At 69.2% G+C, this 19,712-nt stretch carries 17 protein-coding genes and 1 pseudogene; 2 read left to right on the top strand and 16 right to left on the bottom strand.

The window, feature by feature from the left end:
- Nucleotides 1-10: 10 nt before the first annotated feature.
- Complete coding sequence (locus tag AB0F51_RS00745; protein WP_360271928.1) at nucleotides 11-469, top strand: pyridoxamine 5'-phosphate oxidase family protein; 459 nt, start codon at nucleotides 11-13, stop codon at nucleotides 467-469.
- A 146-nt stretch (nucleotides 470-615) separates the two neighbouring features.
- On the opposite strand, the gene AB0F51_RS00740 is transcribed toward AB0F51_RS00745, so the two are convergent.
- The 6 genes from AB0F51_RS00740 to AB0F51_RS00715 all read right to left on the bottom strand — a co-directional run bounded on the left by AB0F51_RS00740 (nucleotide 616) and on the right by AB0F51_RS00715 (nucleotide 4,957).
- Entirely contained in the window at nucleotides 616-1,386 is a 771-nt protein-coding gene (locus AB0F51_RS00740) for a DivIVA domain-containing protein (RefSeq protein ID WP_270130925.1), read from the bottom strand.
- Nucleotides 1,387-1,606: 220 nt separating this feature from the next.
- Entirely contained in the window at nucleotides 1,607-1,912 is a 306-nt protein-coding gene (locus AB0F51_RS00735) for a YggT family protein (protein WP_360271925.1), read from the bottom strand.
- Between the two features lie 38 nt (nucleotides 1,913-1,950).
- On the bottom strand, nucleotides 1,951-2,469 hold the full coding sequence (gene sepF, locus AB0F51_RS00730; protein ID WP_360271922.1) for a cell division protein SepF: 519 nt from the start codon (nucleotides 2,467-2,469) through the stop codon (nucleotides 1,951-1,953).
- Nucleotides 2,470-2,507: 38 nt separating this feature from the next.
- Entirely contained in the window at nucleotides 2,508-3,236 is a 729-nt protein-coding gene (locus AB0F51_RS00725; RefSeq protein ID WP_360271920.1) for a YggS family pyridoxal phosphate-dependent enzyme, read from the bottom strand.
- A complete protein-coding gene (pgeF, locus tag AB0F51_RS00720) occupies nucleotides 3,233-3,964 on the bottom strand; it encodes a peptidoglycan editing factor PgeF (RefSeq protein WP_360271917.1) in 732 nt (243 codons plus the stop codon). The genes AB0F51_RS00725 and pgeF overlap by 4 nt, the downstream gene beginning before the upstream one ends.
- Nucleotides 3,965-3,973: 9 nt before the next feature.
- Nucleotides 3,974-4,957 carry a S41 family peptidase gene (locus AB0F51_RS00715; RefSeq protein ID WP_360271915.1) on the bottom strand — a complete coding sequence of 328 codons (984 nt, stop codon included), beginning with the start codon at nucleotides 4,955-4,957 and terminating at the stop codon, nucleotides 3,974-3,976.
- 58 nt (nucleotides 4,958-5,015) lie between these two features.
- Here AB0F51_RS00715 and AB0F51_RS00710 point away from each other — a divergent pair, with 58 nt between their 5' ends.
- A complete protein-coding gene (locus AB0F51_RS00710; RefSeq protein WP_360271912.1) occupies nucleotides 5,016-5,534 on the top strand; it encodes a winged helix-turn-helix domain-containing protein in 519 nt (172 codons plus the stop codon).
- A gap of 658 nt (nucleotides 5,535-6,192) precedes the next feature.
- On the opposite strand, the pseudogene ftsZ reads toward AB0F51_RS00710, so the two are convergent.
- From ftsZ to AB0F51_RS00660, 10 genes and pseudogenes are all read right to left on the bottom strand, one after another.
- Nucleotides 6,193-7,242, bottom strand: a pseudogene (gene ftsZ / locus AB0F51_RS00705) (cell division protein FtsZ); the annotation flags it as partial.
- A gap of 156 nt (nucleotides 7,243-7,398) precedes the next feature.
- Nucleotides 7,399-8,139 (bottom strand): FtsQ-type POTRA domain-containing protein, encoded by a 741-nt coding sequence (locus AB0F51_RS00700; RefSeq protein WP_360271909.1) that lies wholly within the window; start codon nucleotides 8,137-8,139, stop codon nucleotides 7,399-7,401.
- A gap of 18 nt (nucleotides 8,140-8,157) precedes the next feature.
- Complete coding sequence (gene murC, locus AB0F51_RS00695; protein WP_360271907.1) at nucleotides 8,158-9,597, bottom strand: UDP-N-acetylmuramate--L-alanine ligase; 1,440 nt, start codon at nucleotides 9,595-9,597, stop codon at nucleotides 8,158-8,160.
- Nucleotides 9,594-10,682 carry an undecaprenyldiphospho-muramoylpentapeptide beta-N-acetylglucosaminyltransferase gene (gene murG, locus AB0F51_RS00690; RefSeq protein ID WP_360271905.1) on the bottom strand — a complete coding sequence of 363 codons (1,089 nt, stop codon included), beginning with the start codon at nucleotides 10,680-10,682 and terminating at the stop codon, nucleotides 9,594-9,596. The genes murC and murG overlap by 4 nt, the downstream gene beginning before the upstream one ends.
- Nucleotides 10,683-10,687: 5 nt before the next feature.
- Nucleotides 10,688-11,965 carry a putative lipid II flippase FtsW gene (gene ftsW / locus AB0F51_RS00685; protein WP_360271902.1) on the bottom strand — a complete coding sequence of 426 codons (1,278 nt, stop codon included), beginning with the start codon at nucleotides 11,963-11,965 and terminating at the stop codon, nucleotides 10,688-10,690.
- A 15-nt stretch (nucleotides 11,966-11,980) separates the two neighbouring features.
- Nucleotides 11,981-13,420 (bottom strand): UDP-N-acetylmuramoyl-L-alanine--D-glutamate ligase, encoded by a 1,440-nt coding sequence (murD, locus tag AB0F51_RS00680; protein ID WP_360271899.1) that lies wholly within the window; start codon nucleotides 13,418-13,420, stop codon nucleotides 11,981-11,983.
- Entirely contained in the window at nucleotides 13,417-14,478 is a 1,062-nt protein-coding gene (mraY, locus tag AB0F51_RS00675; protein WP_360271896.1) for a phospho-N-acetylmuramoyl-pentapeptide-transferase, read from the bottom strand. The genes murD and mraY overlap by 4 nt, the downstream gene beginning before the upstream one ends.
- Nucleotides 14,475-15,869, bottom strand: a complete 1,395-nt coding sequence (gene murF / locus AB0F51_RS00670; protein WP_360271894.1) for a UDP-N-acetylmuramoyl-tripeptide--D-alanyl-D-alanine ligase — start codon at nucleotides 15,867-15,869, stop codon at nucleotides 14,475-14,477. The genes mraY and murF overlap by 4 nt, the downstream gene beginning before the upstream one ends.
- Nucleotides 15,866-17,422, bottom strand: coding sequence for a UDP-N-acetylmuramoyl-L-alanyl-D-glutamate--2,6-diaminopimelate ligase (locus AB0F51_RS00665; protein ID WP_360271891.1), 1,557 nt, complete (start codon nucleotides 17,420-17,422; stop codon nucleotides 15,866-15,868). The genes murF and AB0F51_RS00665 overlap by 4 nt, the downstream gene beginning before the upstream one ends.
- Nucleotides 17,423-17,472: 50 nt before the next feature.
- Nucleotides 17,473-19,398 (bottom strand): penicillin-binding protein 2, encoded by a 1,926-nt coding sequence (locus tag AB0F51_RS00660; RefSeq protein WP_360271888.1) that lies wholly within the window; start codon nucleotides 19,396-19,398, stop codon nucleotides 17,473-17,475.
- Nucleotides 19,399-19,712: the final 314 nt, after the last annotated feature.

The following is a 19,712-nucleotide window of genomic DNA, read 5'->3' as shown; positions in this document are numbered from 1 at the left end:
ATCTACAACCATGGTTGTGCAAAAGGCATTCATGGAGACAGCGCATCGGATCGTGTGGTGCACGGTGGCGACGGTCGACCGGCTGAACCGGCCCCGGTCGCGGATCCTGCATCCCTACTGGGAACTGAGCGGCGAGGACCTCGTCGGGTGGATCGTCACGCGGCCGACTCCGGTCAAGGTGGCGCACCTGGCCAGGTCGCCGTACCTGAGCTGCTGCTACTGGGACGCGACGCACGACGTCGCGATCGCCGACTGTCAGGCCGAGTGGATCACCGATGAGACGACCCGGCAACGAGTCTGGGAGCTGTACCGCGAGGCTCCGGAACCACTGGGGTTCGACTTCTGGTCCGTGTTCCCCGACGGGCCGGCGGGAGAAAAGGTCTCGTTGCTGAGACTGACGCCCTATCGGCTGCGGGTCACCGACGTCCAGACGCTCAGCGGACAGAAGGCCCCACTGACCTGGCCGTGATCCGGCGGCCGGGTGTGGGGACCCTGAGTTACCTACTTGCGACGGTCAGTCAGAAAAGTCCGGACATGACAAAGAGGCGGTGCTGCCGGATGAGCACCGCCCCTAGTCAAGCCAAGACGAACCGAAGCGTGGAGACCAGGTACTGCTTAGACGCCGTGACCGTGAGCCTGGGCGCGGGCCTCCGGGCGGAAGCCGTTGCGCGGGCTGAGCGTGTCGTCGCCGTTGCCGAGCGCCTTGAGCTGCTCGGTGAAGTACGTCTTCAGGCGGCTGCGGTACTCACGCTCGTACGCGTGCAGGTCGTCGATGGTGCGCTCGAGCTGACCCTTCTGCTTCTCCAGCGTGCCGAGCATCTGGGCGCGACGCTCGGCGATCTCGCCGTCGAGCTTCTCGGCGCGGGCGCGGGCCTCACCGGTCATCCGGTCAGCCTTGCCGCGGGCCTCGTTCTCCAGCCGCTCGGCCTTGGCGCGGGCCTCGCCGATGATCTTGTCGGCGGTGTCCTTCGCCTCCTGGACCAGGTCGTCGGAGTGCTTGGTGGCCATCTCCAGCAGCCGCACGGCGGAGCTGGAGGCGTCGCCCACGGTTCCGGCTGCCGCAGCAGCCCCCGCGGCCGCTACTGGCGGAGCGACAACTGGCGGCGGCTTCTCCTCTGGCTTCTCGACGACCACGGGGGCCGGCTTGGGCTGCTGCACGACAGGCGGCAGGGCGGCGGTCTGGTCGACCACCGGTCGGTCCTGCCCACTGCCGGCACGCTGGGCCGCGGCAAGCTTGGCCCGCAACTCCTCGTTCTCGGCGAGAAGGCGCTCGAGCTCGGCTTCCACCTCGTCAAGGAAGGAGTCGACCTCAGTGACGTCGTAGCCCTCCCGCAATCGGACGGGCGTGAACTGCTTCGAGCGGACGTCATCCGGCGTCAGCGGCATCTTTCACCTCGTTTGTCTGTGTCTTGGCGGAGTCGTCATGGCGTGAACCTGGCGACTCAGTAGATCACGTTATCGCTTCGTTGTGTTCTGGCGGAATCCGGGCGGGCGATAACTGCTGTTCGATCTCCCCGTCGTCCGGTCTGGTCCTACCCAGGTGGTGGAGTCCTCATGCTCCGCCTCCCCTGTGATCCTGCCGGTGATCTGGTCGGTTCCGTCGATCTCACAACGATCCGATCGCGGTCGAGTTGATCGACATCGCCAGCGAGACCAGCACGAACAGCATCAACATCGACAGGTCGATCCGGATACCACCCGCGCCGATCGGCGGCAGGATCCGCCGCAGTGGCCGAAGAAACGGATCGGTCACCGAGTAGATCAGCTCGAACAGCAACAGCATCGGCCCTTTCGGGTGCCATTGCGGCGCGAACATGACGATGAGACTGAGTACGAACCGCGCCACCAGGGTCAGGAAGAAGGCGAACAGTACCCAGTAGAGAACACCGAGGACGAGCACGAGAGCATCCATGTCAGACACGAGTGTAGAAGACGGCCGAAGCGGCGTCCTCAGCTCTGGTTGTAGAACCCGTCCGCGGCAATCTTTTCCTTCTCCTCCGCGGCCAGCGTCACGTTCGGCGGGCAGACCAGGAACACCTTGGTGGTGATCCGCTCGATCGAACCGCGGCAGCAGAAGATCAGCCCGGCGGCGAAGTCCACCAGCCGCTTGGCGTCGGCGTGGTCCATCTCGGTCAGGTTCATGATGACGGGCGTGCCGTCACGGAAGTGCTCACCGATGACTCGCGCTTCGTTGTAGCTGCGCGGGTGCACGGTGGTGATGCGGGCCAACTCGGTTACCTCCGGGGCTGAAGCTGTCACGCCACGTCGTTCTGGGAACTTGCTGACCGTGCCGACCTGCTCGTCGCGACGGTCGATGACCGCCTCGGTCTCGTCGGCCTCCCCGTCGACGGCCTCGTCCTCGTACTCGTCGTAGCCGTCGTCGTACTCGTCGTCATAGCGCGCGTTGTACCGCTCGCCGTCCTCGACCAAGCCGAGGTACACACCCATCTTGCGCAACGCGCCGCTCATGGCCCTCCAGCCCTTCGGTCGAAGTCTCGATGTCGACACTAGCCCAGAGGAGTACGTGTACCGAGTAATGCGCGCCCGAGCCGAACGTGTGTCGCCCCACGCCTGATCGCGGCCTCCAGATCGCCGCTCATCCCGGCCGAGATCCAGTCGGCTCCAGGGTGTTCGGAGCGTAGTCGACAGGCTACTACTTCCAGTCCACCGAACGCTTCGTCGGGGTCCGAGCCGAGCGGAGCCACGGCCATGACTCCGCCCAACTCCAGCCCCTCCGCTGCCGCCACTTCCGCGGCCAACTCCGGTACTGCGGCCGGCTCGACGCCACCACGACTCCTACCCGTGGCAGCCTCCTCCGGCCCGTACTCCGCCAGGCTCACCTGCAGGAGACAGCGCAGTACCCGGCCTTCGTCGACGGCTGCCCGGGACAGCGCCTTCACCAGCGACGACCGGTCGACCGAATGCAGTACAGACGCATTCCGGACAACCGAACGGGCTTTGTTCGACTGCAACTGCCCGACGAAGTGCCAGGTGACGTCCGGGCAGTCCGGCGCCTTGGCCTTGAGCTCCTGCTCCCGGTTCTCCCCCAGATCCCGTACGCCGAGCTCCGTCAGCGCCCGCACATCGCTGATGGGGAAGGTTTTGGTGATCGCCACCAGGGTCACCGCGTCCTCAGGCCTCCCGGCCGCCACGCAGGCCGCCCGGATCCGCTCGCGCACGGCCGACAGGTTGTCCCGGAGCTCGGCCTCGCGGCCCGGCGTACTGGTGGTGGTCATGAAGCCAGCCTGACGAGTCCGGCCAGCCGGCCGCTGACGGGACCTTCGCGCCGGTACGAGTAGAGGTTCTCCGACTCGATCGTGCAGCTGGTCGCGTCGACGACGGCACAGTCGAGCTCGGCCAACTGGGCCGCGACTCCCGCGGCCACGTCGATCGAGGGTGTCCCCCAACTCGTTTCGGCGTACGCGGCCGGGACTCGCTCGGCCACCTCGGCGCGCATCTCCTCCGGGACCTCGTAGCAATTGCCACACGCGTACGGCCCGAGTACTGCGGTGATCCGCTCCGCACCTAAGGCCCGCATCGCCTCGACAGTCGCCGGTACGACGCCGGCGTACAGGCCGCGCCGTCCTGAGTGGGCGGCGCCGATCACGCCATTGGCCTGGTCGGCGAGCAACACGGGAAGGCAGTCGGCGGCCCGGACGCAGAGGGCCACATCGGTCCGGGTGGTGACCAACGCGTCGGCTCGCGGCATCGGCCGCACCGGCAGCTCGTCACCGGGTCGCACGACATGAACGTCGTTGCCGTGCACCTGGCTGACCCGGACCACTCCGTCGGCCGCGACCCCGAACGCGGCACCGAGCCGACGAAAGTTCTCCGCGATCGCGTCGGCCTCGTCCCCCTGGGCGCTGCCGAGATTCAGTTCGCCGTACGGCGGCCGGCTCGCTCCCCCGAAGCGATCGGTGAAGGCGAAGCGGACCCCATCGAAAACCTCGTCGTAACCGAACACACTGGAAGGCTATCCCGCCTGCTCCACCAGTCCGGCCAGTGCTTCGTTCGCCTCCTCGTTCAGCGCCCGCCGGCCCGGGCCGTCGGGAAGGGCGAGGACGTGGTCGAGCGCTTGGCGATAGGCCTCGGTGAACGCATGGGCGGCCGGCACCTCCACGTCGGGCGCCACCCCGACGCCCTCCCAGTTCGTCCCGCTGATCGGGTTGATCGCGCGCAGCACCGGGATCGTGGCCTCCAGATGTGGGTGGAGCTTGACGCCGTCGCGTGGATGGGCCCCGCCACCGGTCCGTTCGCCGACGAGGCGCGCCCGGCCCAGTTGCTGCAGGTCGTAGGCCAGCTCCTCGCCACCGGAGAAGGTGGCCGGACTGGTCAGCACCCAGATCGGCTTGCTGCCGCCGAACCGTGGGCCGGGCACGTGCGGGACGGTCCAGTACTGGCGAACCGTGCCGTCGGCCGGCTTGACCAGATCGTTCAGGTGAACCGGCTCGTCGTCGAACAGGTGGCTGCACACGAAGGCGACCATGTCCGGCGCCCCACCCACACAGCGGCGCAGGTCGATCACCAGCGCATCAGTTGCCGCCAGCAACGACATCGCCGCCGTCACAGCAGCACCGGCGTGCCGGGGGTCGAAGAGCAAGGGCCGGATCTCCAGCAGCCCGACGTTTCCGGTCAGCCGTTCCACCCGGGCCATCCCACCCGCGGACTGGTCGGCACGGCGCCGCCAGTCCGCGTCCTCCGCGACCGGATCGGTCTCGTCGACCACCTCGTCGACGTGAAACTTCAGCCGGAGATGCAGGTCCCCGTTCCCCTCCTGCAGGTCAGCCGTCACCCGCGCGGCCAACTGTGCGGGCTCGGTCAGTTCGTCGTACCAGCCGGCCTCGGCCGCCTTGGTCAGGCGATCGGCGACCTCGGCGCCGACGTCTCTGAACACATAGCGTTCGGCGACCAGGGTCGCGAGCTGGTTGATCACTGAGCGGATTTCCTCGGGAGTCATGCCGAGGAGTGAACCATCGGGATTGACAAAGCGTCAAGAACTATTGACGCTTGATCTCATGGCAGACGAGATGGCCGACCGGCTCGAGGTTTCGACCGCGGCGCAGTTCAAGGCGCTCGGGCACCCGTTGCGGCACAGGTTGCTGTTCGCGCTCGGGCAGGAGCCGGCGACGATCAGCCAGCTGGCGACCGCGCTCGCGACGGCCAAGGGCAACGTCGCGCATCATCTCGGCGTACTGCGCGAGGCCGGGATGGTCCGCGTCGTCGAGACGCGGCAGGTGCGGGGCGGGACCGAGCAGTACTACCAGCGAGCGGCGAAGGTGTTCGACTTCACCGGGGAGGGCGAACGCGCCAACGCGCCGGTCGCCCTGCAGGCCGTGGCGGCCGACCTGCAGTCCGCGAGCGGGCAGCCGATGCTGCATCTGCGCAATGTCCGGCTGACCGATGCCCAGGCCGCGGAACTCCAGACCCGGCTGTCCGAGCTGGTCCACGAGCTGCAGGATGCCGGACCGGGCGAGGCCCGGTACGGCGTGGTCGTCTCGGTCTACCGTCCGCAGCAGACCGAGCCGACCGGCTGACTACTTCAAGCCGCTGCTACTTCAGGAAGTCCGGGATGTCGAGCTCGTCCTCGTCGTTGTCGGGCTTGCGCGGCTGACGCTGCGGAGCCGGCTGCGAGGACGGCGAGTTCGACGGGCCCGTGGTCGGCCAGCTGTGCTGGGTCGGCGCGGACTGCGCCGGGGCCGGCGTGTGCGGCACCGGCGGTTGGTTGGTCTGCGGCTGCGGGGTCCGCACCGGCTCGCCCGCCTGGGGCCGGGCCGAGTGGGTGGTGCCACGACTCTGGTCGGTGTTCGGCACCGGAACGGTGTCATCCGTCACCGGCGTACCGGCCGGCGGCTGGTAGCTGGGCGCACCCTGCCCGAAGCCACCTTGCCCGCCGGCAATCTGGGCGCCTGCACTGCCAGCGGTCTGACCGCCAGGGTTCTGGCCGGCGCTGCCCTGACCTGCCCCGCCCTGGCCTGCAGCACCTTGGCCAGCCGCGTCGCCGCCCTGACCAGCGGCCCCGGCGACAGGCGCCTGGCTCGCGGTGTTCGCCGGAGCCGTCCCGTACGGCGGGGGCTGGTTGCCCGGCTGCTGGGCCTGCGTGTGCGCCTCCGACTGGCTGGCGCGCGGAATCCCCTGGGTGGCGACGTCGCCACCGGCCGCGGGCAGCCGGTTCTGCGGACGGGCCTGGTTCATCGCCTGCTCGCGGCGCTTCGGCATCCCGCCGTCGAAGCCGGCCGCGATCACGGTCACCCGGACCTCGTCGCCGAGCGCGTCGTCGATCACCGCGCCGAAGATGATGTTCGCGTCGGTGTGCGCGGACTCCGAGACCAGCTGGGCCGCCTCGTTGATCTCGAACAGACCGAGGTCGGAGCCACCCGCGATCGACAGCAGCACACCGTGCGCGCCCTCGATACTTGCCTCCAGCAACGGCGAGGAGATGGCCGCCTCGGCGGCCGCCACCGCGCGGTCCTCGCCGCGGGACGAGCCGATACCCATCAGCGCCGAGCCGGCGTTGGACATGACCGCCTTGACGTCGGCGAAGTCGACGTTGATCAGGCCGGGGGTGGTGATCAGGTCGGTGATACCGGAGACACCCTGCAGCAGCACCTGGTCGGCCTGCTTGAAGGCGTCCAGCACGGAGACGGCGCGGTCGGAGATGGTGAGGAGGCGGTCATTCGGAATCACTATCAGGGTGTCGACTTCTTCACGGAGGGTGGCGATGCCATCCTCCGCCTGGGTCGCGCGGCGCTTGCCCTCGAACGAGAACGGCCGGGTCACCACACCGATGGTCAGCGCACCGAGCGAGCGCGCGATCCGCGCCACGACGGGCGCGCCACCGGTGCCGGTGCCACCACCCTCACCCGCGGTGACGAAGACCATGTCGGCGCCCTTGAGCGCCTCCTCGATCTCCTCCGCGTGGTCCTCGGCGGCCTTCTGCCCGATCGCCGGGTTCGCGCCGGCGCCGAGGCCCCGGGTCTCCTCCCGGCCGATGTCGAGCTTGACGTCCGCGTCGCTCATCAGCAGCGCCTGGGCGTCGGTGTTGATGGCGATGAACTCAACGCCCTTCAGACCGTGCTCGATCATCCGGTTCACGGCATTGACGCCGCCTCCGCCGATGCCGACGACCTTGATGAGTGCCAAATAGTTCTGCGGTGCCGCCACGTCCGCGCCTCTCGCCTCGTTCTGTTCCCGTTGTGGCCGGTTGGCCGTCCGAGCTGCGCTGCCTCGGACCCTTCCGCTCACCGATCCCCGTTGTCCGGCAGCCGGAAAAGCCTGTACCTCAAGTGGATGGTTATAGATATGTCAAGCCTAGATTTCCTCGAACGCTACGGGAGTGGCTCCGGCAATGTCCACGCGCCTCGCCGCCCGCCGTGCGATGTGTGCCCGATGTGGGCACGTTCACTTCTTTTCCCCTTTGGTGACAGGGAGATCGGGCGCCGAGACGTCGTACACCTTGGCATCACGCTTCATCAGCACGCTGAGTACTTCGGCCTTGCGCTCACTGTCATCGGCGCTGCCCCAGACGACCTTCACCTTCGACCCGAGGTTCAGGGTGATCGAGTCAGGTGAAGTCGCCGAGATCGACTCGACCTGCGACCGCAGCGTGGCCGGCAGGGCCGCCGAGACCGTCACCACCGAACGGATGGTGACCTGGCGCCGCGTCCCGACCACCAGCGCCTCGGGCAGGCCGTCCGGCTTGGCCGGCACGGTTTTGAAGGCCACCCCGGTCGCATCCACCAGCTCGAAGTTGCTGCCATCGGTGACGACCACCACCGCGACGCGCTCGGTCACCACGATCTTCAGCTGGTTCGGCCAGGCCCTGGTCACCTGCGCGTCCGCCACCGACTGGATGGTCCGCACCCGTTCGGCGATCGCGGTCAGGTCCACCTTGGCCAGCGGCGTACCGATCGGGGCCGCCGCCACCTGGGTGATCGTTGCCTCAGGCACCGTGTCGGCACCGGCCACCTTGACCCCGGAGACCGCCAGCACGGAGGAGAAGTAGAACAACCAGACAGTGATCCCGCCGAGCAGGACGACCAGGCCACCGATCGCCCAGGGCAACCAGCCGCGCCAGCGCACCAACCGCTGCCGGCGCGCGAACCGCTCCTGTGCCCGGGCAAGGTCAGTGCTTTGACTCATCCCCCGCTCACCACCGGATCACTCCCCGGCCGCCGCCGCGAGCGCCGCGCGCTCGGCCAGCAGGTCGACCACCTCGGGACCGATCAGGGTGACGTCGCCGGCGCCGAGGGTGACCACCAGGTCCCCCGGCTCGGCCAGGTCCGCGACCAGCCGCGGTACGGCGGACCAGGACGGCTCGAACCGGACCTGCTCCGGCTTCAGCGGAACGTGGTTGGCGATCAGCGCGCCGGTGATCCCGGGCTCGGGGTCCTCGCGGGCCGCGAACACGTCCATCACGACGACCTCGTCGGCCAGGGCCAGCGCCTCGGAGAACTCGGTCGCGAAGATCCGCGTCCGGCTGAACAGGTGCGGCTGGAAACAGGCGATCACGCGCCCCTCCCCCGCCACCGTGCGCGCCGCGGTCAGGTCGACGGCGAGCTCGGTCGGGTGGTGCGCGTAGGAGTCGAAGACCCGGACGCCGTCTTCCAGGCCCTTGAACTCGAACCGCCGGCCGGTGCCGGTGAAGGACGCGAGCCCTTCGGCCAGATCCGCGGCGGAGAACCGCAGCCCGAGCCCGACGGTCAGCGCCGCCGCGGCGTTCAGCGCGTTGTGCTTGCCGGCCTGCTGCAGCTTCACGATCGGCAGCTTGCGGCCGCGGAACACCGGTACGAACGACTGGGTCGCCCCGGTCGCGCTGATCTCGGTGACCCGGGTGTCGGCATCCGGCGCTTCGCCGTACGTGCGGACGTCGATCCCGCGCGCCCGGGCGAACTCGGCCAGCTTGCGGGCGCCCGCGTCGTCGATGCAGATCACCATGAAGCCGCCGGGGATCAGCCGGTCGCAGAACTGCTCGAACGCGAGCCGGTAGCTGGCCTCGTCGCCGTAGTTGTCCAGGTGGTCCGGCTCGACCGACGTGACGATCGACACCTCGGGGGCGTAGGTCAGGAAGGACTTGTCGGACTCGTCGGCCTCCGCGACGAACAGGTCGCCACTGCCGTCGTGAGCGTTCGAGCCGGACTCGTTGAGATTCCCGCCGATCGCGTACGACGGGTCCGCGCCGCAGTGCTGCAGCGCGACGGTGAGCATCGAGGTGGTGGTGGTCTTGCCGTGCGTGCCGGCCACGGCGATCGTGCGCCGGCCGACCATCACCGACGCCAGCGCCGCGGCCCGGGGCAGGATCGGGATCCCGGCGGCCAGGGCGGCGACGACCTCGGGGTTGTTCTCGCGAATGGCGGTCGAGACCACCACGGTGTCCGCCTCGGCGACGTGCTCGGCGGCGTGACCGACCCAGCAGGTCGCGCCGAGCGCGCGCAACGCGCCGAGCACCTTGCTGTCCTTGCCGTCCGAACCGGAGACCTCGATCCCACGAGCCGCCATGATCCTGGCGATCCCGGACATCCCGGCGCCGCCGATACCGACGAAGTGCACCCGGCCGAGCTTCTCGGCGGGCAGATGGGTGTCAGGTGCGGTGACGATCACGAGGCAGACCTCACCACATCGAGGATGATGTTGGCCAACCGGTCGTCGGCGTCGGTACGGATCACGCCGCGGGCAGCAGTGGACATGGCTGTCAGACGCGCCGGGTCGTGCAGAAGTTGCGGAACCGTCGCGCGCACCCACTCCGGGGTCACCGCGGCGTTGTCGACCACCAGACCGCCGCCCGCATCGACCACGGGCTTGGCGTTCAGCACCTGCTCACCGTTACCGTGCGGCAACGGAACGTAGATGGCAGGCAGGCCGACGCCGGAGACCTCGGTGACGGTGTTCGCGCCCGACCGGCAGACCACCAGGTCCGCAGCGGCGTAGGCCAGGTCCATCCGGTCGACGTAGGGCAGCACCTTGTACGGGTACCCATCTGTCTGCGCGACCTCGAGCGAGTTCTTCGGCCCGATCGCGTGCAGCACCTGGATGCCTGCCGCCTGCAGGTCCGCCGCGGCCCCCGCGAAGGCCTCGTTCAGCCGCTGGGCGCCTTGCGAGCCGCCGGTGACGAACAGGGTCGGCGCCTCCGGGTCGAGCCCGAAGAACTGCCGCGCCTCGGCCCGCAACGCGGCCCGGTCCAGGGTGGAGATCGCGCGGCGGATCGGCAGGCCGACGTACGAGGCGTGCGGGAGATCCGTGCCCGGGAAGGAGGTCGCGACGTGCTGGGTGCAGTAGCGGGCGGCGAACTTGTTCGCGATACCCGGCAGCGCGTTGCCCTCGTGCACGACGATGGGGGTCTTGCGGCGCCAGGCGGCGACGTACGCCGGCATCGACACGTAGCCGCCGAAGCCGACCAGCACGTCGGCCTTGGCCTCGTCGAGCACCTTGCGGGCCGCGCTCACCGAGCTGAGCATCTTGCCCGGTACGGCGAACAGCGCCGGCGTGGGTTTGCGTGGCAGCGGGACAGGCGGGATCAGCTCCAGCCGGTACCCCGCCTCCGGGACAACGCGGACCTCGAGTCCCCGTTCGGTGCCCAGCGCGATGATGTCGATGGTCGGGTCGATCCGGCGCAGGGCGTCGGCGGTAGCGATCAGGGGGGAAGTATGGCCGGCGGTACCACCACCGGCCAGGACGATACTCGGCACAGCTTTCAACGCTCCCGCGTGTTCTCACGGCCAGTACGGCCAGGTGTGCGCCACGAAGACATCCATCCGAGCCGAGGCCGCCGGATCTCCTTGAGGGCGGCCTGCGCGCCGGGTTCGGCCTTCGCGAAGGACAGCAGCATGCCGACCGCGATCAGCGACGGCAGCAGTGCGGACCCACCGTACGACAAAAGCGGGAGCGGGATACCCACGATGGGTAGCAGTCCGATCACCGCGCCCAGGTTGACCAGCGTCTGAGCCATCAGCCAGACCGTGATCCCAGCGGCCGCATAGCGGACGAACGGGTCCGTGTTCCGGGTCGCGATCCGGACGCCGACGTAGGCCAGCGTGAGGAACAGCGCGAGCACGGTCAGTGAACCGATCAGGCCCAGTTCCTCGCCGATCACGGCGAAGATGAAGTCGGTGTGGGCCTCGGGCAGGTTGCCCCACTTCTGCCGGCTGTTGCCGATACCGACACCCCACCAGCCACCGGTGGAGAGCGCGTAGAACGCGTGGTAGGCCTGCCAGCCGACGTTGCTCGGGTCCGCGAACGGGTCCATGAACTGGGTGACCCGCTGCATCCGGTAGCTCTCCTGGCCGACGAAGAACGCCGCGACCGCGCCGACCGCCAGCATCATCGCCACGAACAGCCTGGTCGGCGCACCGACCACCCAGATCATCCCGATCATCACGGCCATCAGCACCAGCGACGTCCCCAGGTCGCGCTGGCCGACGATCAGCGCGATCACCAGACCGCAGACCGGCACCATCGGGACCAGCAGGTGCTTCCACTGGGTGAGCAGCTTCTGCTTGCGGGCATAGAGATCCGCACACCACATCACCAGCGCGAGCTTCGCGAACTCACTCGGCTGCAACTGCAGCGGCCCGCCGAAGCTGACCCAGTTGGTGTTGCCGTTCACGTTCTTGCCCAGGCCAGGGATGTAGGTGAGGACGAGGAGGAACACCGACCCCAGCAGCGCGACGTACGCGAGCATCCGGAAGTGCCGCGGCGTCATCCGGGACGCGACGTAGGCCATCGGCAGACCGACGCCGACCCAGATCAGCTGGCGGTAGAAAATCGTGTAGCTGTTGCCGTTCGAGCGCAGCGACAGCACGCTCGAGGCCGACAGCACCATCAGCAGCCCGAGAACCAGCAGCAATCCGGTCGCGCCGAGCAGGATGTGGTACGACGTCAGCGGCCGGTCCAGCACGTCCTTGATCGCCGCCAGCCAGGGGCGTTCGGGCGCGCTCGGCTTCTTCTTCGGCTGATCCGTGATCGTCGTCATGCGATCACCTCCGGATCAGTTGTCGCCCAGCCGCAGTACGGCTTCGGCGAAGGCGTCTCCGCGGGCTCCATAGTTGGCGAACATGTCCCACGAGGCGCAGCCGGGCGCGAGCAGCACGGTGTCCCCCACCTGAGCCAGCTTCGTCGCCTCCCCCACCACGGTCTCCATGGCACCAGTGTCCGTTGCCTCCACGATGATCACCGGGACATCCGGCGCGTGTCGGGCAAGTGCTTCGGCGATCACGGCCTTGTCCTGGCCGAGCAGCACGACACCGCGCAACCGCTCCCTGGCCGCGGTGACGAGCTCGTCGAAGGTCGCTCCCTTCGCCTGCCCGCCGGCGATCCACACCACGTGCTCGTAGGCCAGCAGCGAGGCCTGGGCGGCATGCGGGTTGGTCGCCTTGGAGTCGTCCACATAGTTGATCCCGGCAACCTCACCGACGGACGCGATCCGGTGCGCGTCCGGCCGGAACACCCGCAGCCCTTCGCGCACCGCACTCGCCGGTACGCCGAACGACCGGGCCAGCGCGGCCGCCGCGAGCGCGTTGGCCACGTTGTGCGGTGCGGGTGGGGTGATGTCGGACAGAGCAGCGATCTCGAGTGCCGAGCTGGCACGCTGCTCGACGAAGGCGCGATCGACCAGCAGGTCGTCGACCAGGCCGACCATCGAGATGGCCGGCGTACCGAGGGTGAAGCCGATGGCGCGGCAGCCCTCGATCACGTCGGCGTCCACCACCAGCTGCTCGGTCGCCGGGTCGGCGACGTTGTAGATACAGGCGATCTGGCAGTTCTCGAAGATCTTGCCCTTGGCCAGCGCGTAGGCGTCCATCGAGCCGTGCCAGTCGACGTGGTCCGGCGCGATGTTCAGTACGGCGGCCGAGTGCGCCGACATCGAGTCGGTGAAGTGCAGCTGGTAGCTGGACAGTTCGACCGCGATCACGTCGTACGGCTCGGGGTCCATCACGACCTCCAGCAGCGGCAGCCCGACGTTGCCCGCGGCAACGGCACGGTGGCCGGCCGCGGTCAGCATCGAGGTCAGCATCTGGACCGTCGTGGTCTTGCCGTTGGTGCCGGTGACGCACAACCAGGGCGCCGCGTTGGCGGGATCACGCAGCCGCCAGGCGAGCTCTATCTCGCTCCAGACCGGGATCCCCCGCTCGACCGCGGCTGCGAGCAAAGGTGCGTGGGGCGGGATGCCCGGTGAGGTGACGACGATCTCGACGTCACCCGGAAGTTCCGCAGTACTGCCCGGGCCGAGCTTGATGGTGCCGCCCAGTGTCTCGAGGATCTGGGCCTTCTCGCGCAGCGCCTCGGTGTCCCGGTCGTCGAGCACGGTCACATGCTCGGCACCGGCTTGCAGGAGCGAGTCGGCACACGCATAACCCGCGGTACCGAAGCCCAGTACGACGAACCGCGTTGCCACCCAGCCGTCGTCGGTCCGTGTCGTGAGGCTCATTGCGCCACCCATTCCGCGTAGAACAGCCCGAGCCCGGTCGCGACGCACAGGCCGGAGATGATCCAGAACCGGATCACCACGTTGACCTGTTCCCAGCCGAGCATCTCGAAGTGGTGGTGCAGTGGCGCCATCCGGAACAAACGCTTGCCCTTGGTCAGCTTGAAGTAGCCGACCTGCAGGATCACCGAGGCGGTGATGATGACGAACAGGCCACCGAGCAGCAGCACCAGCAGTTCGGTCCGGGTCATCACCGCGAACCCGGCCAGCGCGCCACCCAGCGACAGCGAACCGGTGTCACCCATGAAGATCTTGGCCGGCGACGCGTTCCACCACAGGAAGCCGAACAGCGCGCCGGTCAGCGCGGCCGCGACCACGGCCAGGTCCAGTGGATCCCGGACCTCGTAGCACTTGATCCCCGGCGCGGTCAGGCAGCTCTGGTTGGACTGCCAGATGCAGATCAGCGTGTAGGCGCCGAAGACCATCATCGAGGCGCCGGTGGCCAGACCGTCCAGACCGTCGGCGAGGTTGACGCCGTTCGACATGCCCGCGATCAGCAGCAGGATCCAGATCACCACCAGCACCGGCACCAGGTGCAGCCAGGAGATGTCGCGGATGAACGAGATGAACGGCGAGGCCGGCGTCTGGCCGCGGGCGTCGGGGAACTGCAGCGCCAGGATCGCGAAGGCGACCGCGACCAGCGTCTGTCCGGCCAGCTTCGCCTTGCTGCGCAGGCCGAGGCTGCGCTGCCGGAAGATCTTGATGAAGTCGTCCAGGAAGCCGACCCCGCCCATCCCGGCGAACAGGAACAGCACCAGCAGGGCCGAGGCGCTCGGTGGCTTGCCGGTGAACAGCTTCGCCACGAAGTACCCGGCGATGGTGGCGACGATGAAGACGGTGCCGCCCATCGTCGGCGTACCGCGCTTGGTGTGGTGCGAGGTCGGGCCGTCGTCGCGGATCTCCTGGCCGTAACCGCGTTTGGCCAGCAGCTTGATCGCCTGCCGCGTGCCGAGCAGCGTGAGCGCCATCGACACGGCGCCCGCGAGCAGGATCTGGATCACTGCGAAGCCTCCTCGAGCAACGCGTCGGCCAGCCGTCTGAGGCCTGCCGCCTTCGACGACTTCACCAGCACCAGGTCTCCCGGCCGCAGTTCGGCGCGGAGCAGCTCCAGCGCGTCCTCGATGGTCGGCACGAACGCCGACTCGTTGCCCCACGATCCTTCCAGGGAGGCGCCCAGGTGGATCGGCCGGGCTCCCTCGCCCACCGCGACCAGGCGGTTGACGTCCAGCCGGACGGCCAGCCGGCCGATCCCGTCGTGCTCTTCGGTACTGCTGTCACCCAGCTCGAGCATCTCGCCGAGCACCGCCCAGGTGCGGGCGCCCCGGCTCCGGCCGATCGCGACCAGCGACTTGAGCGCGGCCCGGACCGAGTCGGGGTTGGCGTTGTAGGCGTCGTTGATGATCGTGACGTCGTCCGGCCGCCGGGTGAGCTCCATCCGCGCCTTGGACACCAGCGTCGCGGCGTTGAGCCCGTCGGCGATCTGGGCCGGCGTCAACCCGACAGCCTGTACTGCGGCCGCGGCGGCGAGCGCGTTCGCGACGTGGTGCTCGCCGATCAGCTGGAGCTGTACTGCGTGCTCCTCGCCGCCGAGCTGCAAGGTGAACCCGGCCCGGCCGAGCTCGTCGAGCTTGATCCCGCCGGCCTTGACGTCGGCATCCGGCGCCTGGCCCCAGGTGACCACGGTCTCCTTGGTCCGGCTCGCCATCGCGGCGACGCGTTCGTCGTCCGCGTTCAGGACCGCGGTACCGCCCGGCAGGACGGCCTCGATCATCTCGCCCTTCGCGGCGGCGATGGCGTCCCGGCTGCCGAACTCGCCGATGTGCGAGTAGCCGACGTTGAGCACCAGCCCGACCTTCGGCGGCGTGATCCGGCACAGATAGGTGATGTCACCGACGTGCCGGGCTCCCATCTCGGCGACCAGGTAGAGGGTCTGGAGATCCGCCTTCAGCGCGGTGAGCGGGTGGCCGAGCTCGTTGTTGAAGGAACCGACCGGCGCCACCGTCTCGCCGTACGGCTGGAGCAGCTGGGCGATCAGGTCCTTGGTGCTGGTCTTTCCCTGCGAACCGGTCAGGCCGATCACGGTCAGGTCGGGCAGTTGCGCGATGACGAACCGGGCCAGCTCGCCGAGCGCCTTCTGCGCGTCGGCGACGACGATGCACGGGCTGCCCTCGACCGGCCGGGTGGTGAGCGACGCGGTCGCACCCGCCGCGGTCGCCGCCGGGACGTACTCGTGCCCGTCCACGTGCTCGCCGACGAGGGCGACGAACAGCCCGCCCGCGACGACCTTGCGCGAGTCGATCTCGACGCCGGCGCCGACCACGGCCGACGGATCGACGCCGGCCAGCTCACCACCGACCGCCTCGGCGATCTGACCACAACTGACGGGGATCACAGGGTTGCCTCCGGGGTCGCCGCGAGCAGCTCGCGAACGGTTTGCCGGTCGTCGAACGGGTGGATCACGCCGCCGACGTCCTGGCCGGTCTCGTGGCCCTTGCCCAGCACCACCACGGTGTCGCCGGGTCCGGCCAGCTCGATCGCGGTGGCGATCGCCTGCCGGCGGTCGCCGACCTCTTGCAGGTTCACGCCGGGCACTGCGGCTCGCGCGCCCTCGATCGCCACCGCACGGATCGCTGCCGGGTCCTCGCTGCGTGGGTTGTCATCGGTGACGATCACCACGTCCGCGGCCCGGGCCGCCGCGGCGCCCATCGCGGGCCGCTTGCCGGGGTCGCGGTCGCCGCCACAGCCGACCACGGCGTACAGGCGGCCCTTGGTAGCGGTCCTCGCGGCGCGCAGGGCGAGCTCGACCGCGTCGGGCGTGTGCGCGTAGTCGACGATCACGCTCAGGCCGTCGGCCCTGGTGAAGGTCTCCATCCGGCCCGGTACGGCGGCGTTCTGCAGCCCGGCGGCGATCGCCTCGGCCGGTACGTCGATCTGCCGCAGCATCGCGGTCGCCAGCAGGGCGTTGGCGACGTTGAAGTCACCCGGCAGCCCGATCTCGACGGTCAGCGTCTCGCCCGGCCCCTGGATATCGATCACTGTCGTGCCGTGTTCCGACTGGTGCGTCCCAGCAACAGTCCAGTCGGCCTCGCGCGTGGTCGAGACGGTCACCAGCGGTACGACGGTCTGCGCGGCGAGGCGGCGGCCGTACTCGTCGTCGATGTTCACCACGGCCAGGTCGCAGCGCTCCGGGGTGAACAGCGACGCCTTCGCGGCGAAGTACTCCTCGAACGTCTTGTGGAAGTCGAGGTGGTCCTGGGTCAGGTTGGTGAACCCGGCTACCGCGAACCGGGCCCCGTCCACCCGGCCCATCGCCAGCGCGTGGCTGGACACCTCCATCGCGCACCACCCGACGGCGCGCTCGCGCATCACCGCGAACAGGGCCTGCAGGTCGGTGGCCTCCGGCGTGGTCCGGGCGCTCTTGACCGCCTCGGTGCCGATCCGGGTCTCGATCGTGCCGATCAGGGCGGACTGGCCGAGCGTGCGCAGTACGGCGTCGAGCAGGTAGCTGGTCGTCGTCTTGCCGTTGGTGCCGGTGACGCCCAGCAGCCGCAGCCCACTGGTCGGCTCGCCGTAGATCCGGCTGGCGACCGCACCGAGCACGTCGCGCGGCTTGGCGACCACCAGCACAGGCAGGCCGGTGGCTCGAGCCCGCTCCGCACCGTCGGGATCGGTCAGTACTGCGACCGCGCCGGCTGCCGCGGCGTTCGCGGCGAAGGCGGCTCCGTGGGTCAGCGCACCCGGCAGGGCGGCGTACAGATCGCCGGGGAGGATCGACCGGGAATCGAGTGACACGCCGGTCACGGAGACGTCGGCGAGCTCCGTCGGGGCCTCGGCTCCGGCGGTCTGGGCTCCGGCGGTCTGGGCGAGGTCGGCGAGGCCGACCGGCACGGTCCGTTGCGGCCTGATCGCGGCAACGGCTCCGCCTGCGGCGGTTGGGGTGGACACGGGCCCAGAGGCTACCGCTCCGGGCCCGGTGACACCTACCTGACCCGGCGTCACCAGGTCAGCGGGGTGTGCGGTGGCTTCGCGCCGGTCGGCGGAACTGCGTACTTCTGCAGCGCGAAACTCATCACGTCGCGGAACACCGGGCCTCCCTGCATGCCACCACCCCGTCCGTTGTCCGGGTTGTGGAGTACGACGTACGTCACGAAGCGCGGGTTGTCGGCCGGAGCGAATCCGGCAAAAGAAGTCGCCCACTTGCAGTACTTGACGCCGCACGACGGGTCCGTCTGCTGCGCCGTCCCGGTCTTACCGGCCACCCGGTAGCCGGCGATCGCGGCCTGGAGTGCGGTACCCCCGGGCGAGGTCACCGACTCCATCATCGTCGTGACCGTCTTGGCGGCTTCCTCGCTCACCACCCGGTGCGGCGGCGTGGCCGCCGGACTCGGGATCTCGTGGCCGTCGGCATCGAGGTAGTTCCTGACCAGCTTCGGCGGCACGTAGACGCCGCCGTTGGCGACCGCGTTCACCGCAGCGGTCATCTGGACCGCGTTCGCGCCCAGGCCCTGACCGAAGGAGACGGTCGCCTTGGTCAGCTCGTCCCACTCGTCACCCGGCGGCATCAGGCCGCGGGTCTCGCCGGGGAACTTCAGCCCGGTCGGCTCACCGAAGCCGAAGTCCTTCAGGTAGTGGACGAACTGCGCGGTCGGCATCTCGCGGGCGGCCAGAATGGTGCCGACGTTGGACGACTTCGCGATCACCCCGGAGATGGTCAGCTTCTCGTTGCCGTGCGGGTAGTGGTCCTTGATCCTGTGCCGCTCGACCATGAGGGTGCCGGGCACGTCGAGCTTGGTGTCGAGCTTGATCACCCCGGCGTCGGCGAGGGCGGCCATCGTGACGACCTTCTGCACGCTGCCCGGCTCGTAGACGCGGTCCAGCGCGGGATTCTTCATCGCCCCCGGCGACAGCGCCTTGTCCGGGTCGTACGACGGATAGTTGGCCATCGCCAGGATCTCGCCGGACTTCACGTCCATCGTGACCACCGTGCCGGACTCGGCCTTCCACTCCGTGACCGCATCCTGGATCCGCTGCTCCGCGACCCACTGCAGGTCGGAGTCCAGGGTGAGCTGCACACCGACCCCGGGCTTGGGCTCCTGGACGGTGTGGTCGGCGTTCGGGATCTTGTTGCCCTTGGCATCGACTTCGTACATCGCCTTGCCGTCGGTGCCGGACAGCTTGTCGTTCAGCCCGTACTCGAGACCGGCCAGGCCTTTGCCGTCCTTGCCCACCGCACCGACCACGCCGGCCGCCACGGTGCCGAGCGGATGGCTGCGGATCGGGTCCGACTCGGTGAACAGGCCGGCCAGCAGCGGCGCCTTGGCGTCCTTCGGCTTGCCCTTGTTCTGCGCGTTGATCACGACGTTCTGCCGCTTGATCTCCGCCTCGATCTCGTTCCAGGTCGGCGGGCTCACCTTGTTCGCGAGCAGCACGTAACGCTTCTTCAGCGTCAGGTCGGCGTAGAGCTTGGGGTACGTCGTACCGGGCAGCTTGGCGGCCAGGATGGTGGCCAGCTGGGCCGCGACGGGGCCGGTCTGCATCGGGTCGGCGGTGATCGCCACCGCTTCCTCCGACGCCGCCAGCGGGACGCCGGTCCGGTCCACGATGTCGCCGCGTGGGGCGTGCAGCTCGAACGGCTTGGTGTTCTCCTTCGTCGCGGCGAGCGCGTAGGAGTCCGGGTCGACGCCCTGCAGCAGGATCAGCCGGCCGGCGAACAGCGACAGCACGAAGGCCATCACGCCGAACGTCAGCCGCAACCGCAGGGTCGGGCGGCCCAACTTCAGCGTGCGTGGCGGCTTCTTGACCTTCGGCTTGCGCGGTGGGCGCCGGTTCAGCGGCGGGCGCTTCCTCGGCCCGCTGCCGCTGCTGCTGCGCTTGCGTGGCGGCTCTCCACTCCGGCGGGGTGCTCCGCTGGCAGCCTTCACAGGGCGCGCGGCAGCAGCCTTCTTCGCAGAACGGCGCGGTGCGTCGGCCGCAGCCTTCGCGGTACGCCGGGGCGCGTCTGCCCGCTTTGACCGCGCTGCATCCGCGGCAGCCTTCCGTGGGCGGCCTGCAGCCTTGCGCGGCTCTCCATTGCGGCGTGCAGACTTGCTGGGCTCGCCATTGCGGCTTGCTGCCTTGCGGGGTTCTCCGGCGCGGCTTGCGGACTTGCGAGGCTCTCCCGTGGCCTTGCGAGTCCCACCGACCGGCTTGCGTCCTTCTTTGTCGGGCGGCGGACCTGCCCGGCCGGAGCGCGGAG

This window comes from Kribbella sp. NPDC023855 (assembly GCF_040639475.1).
Classification (GTDB): Bacteria; Actinomycetota; Actinomycetes; order Propionibacteriales; family Kribbellaceae; genus Kribbella.
Note: the sequence above shows the minus strand (reverse complement) of the source record. Positions and strands in the feature narration are given on the sequence as shown.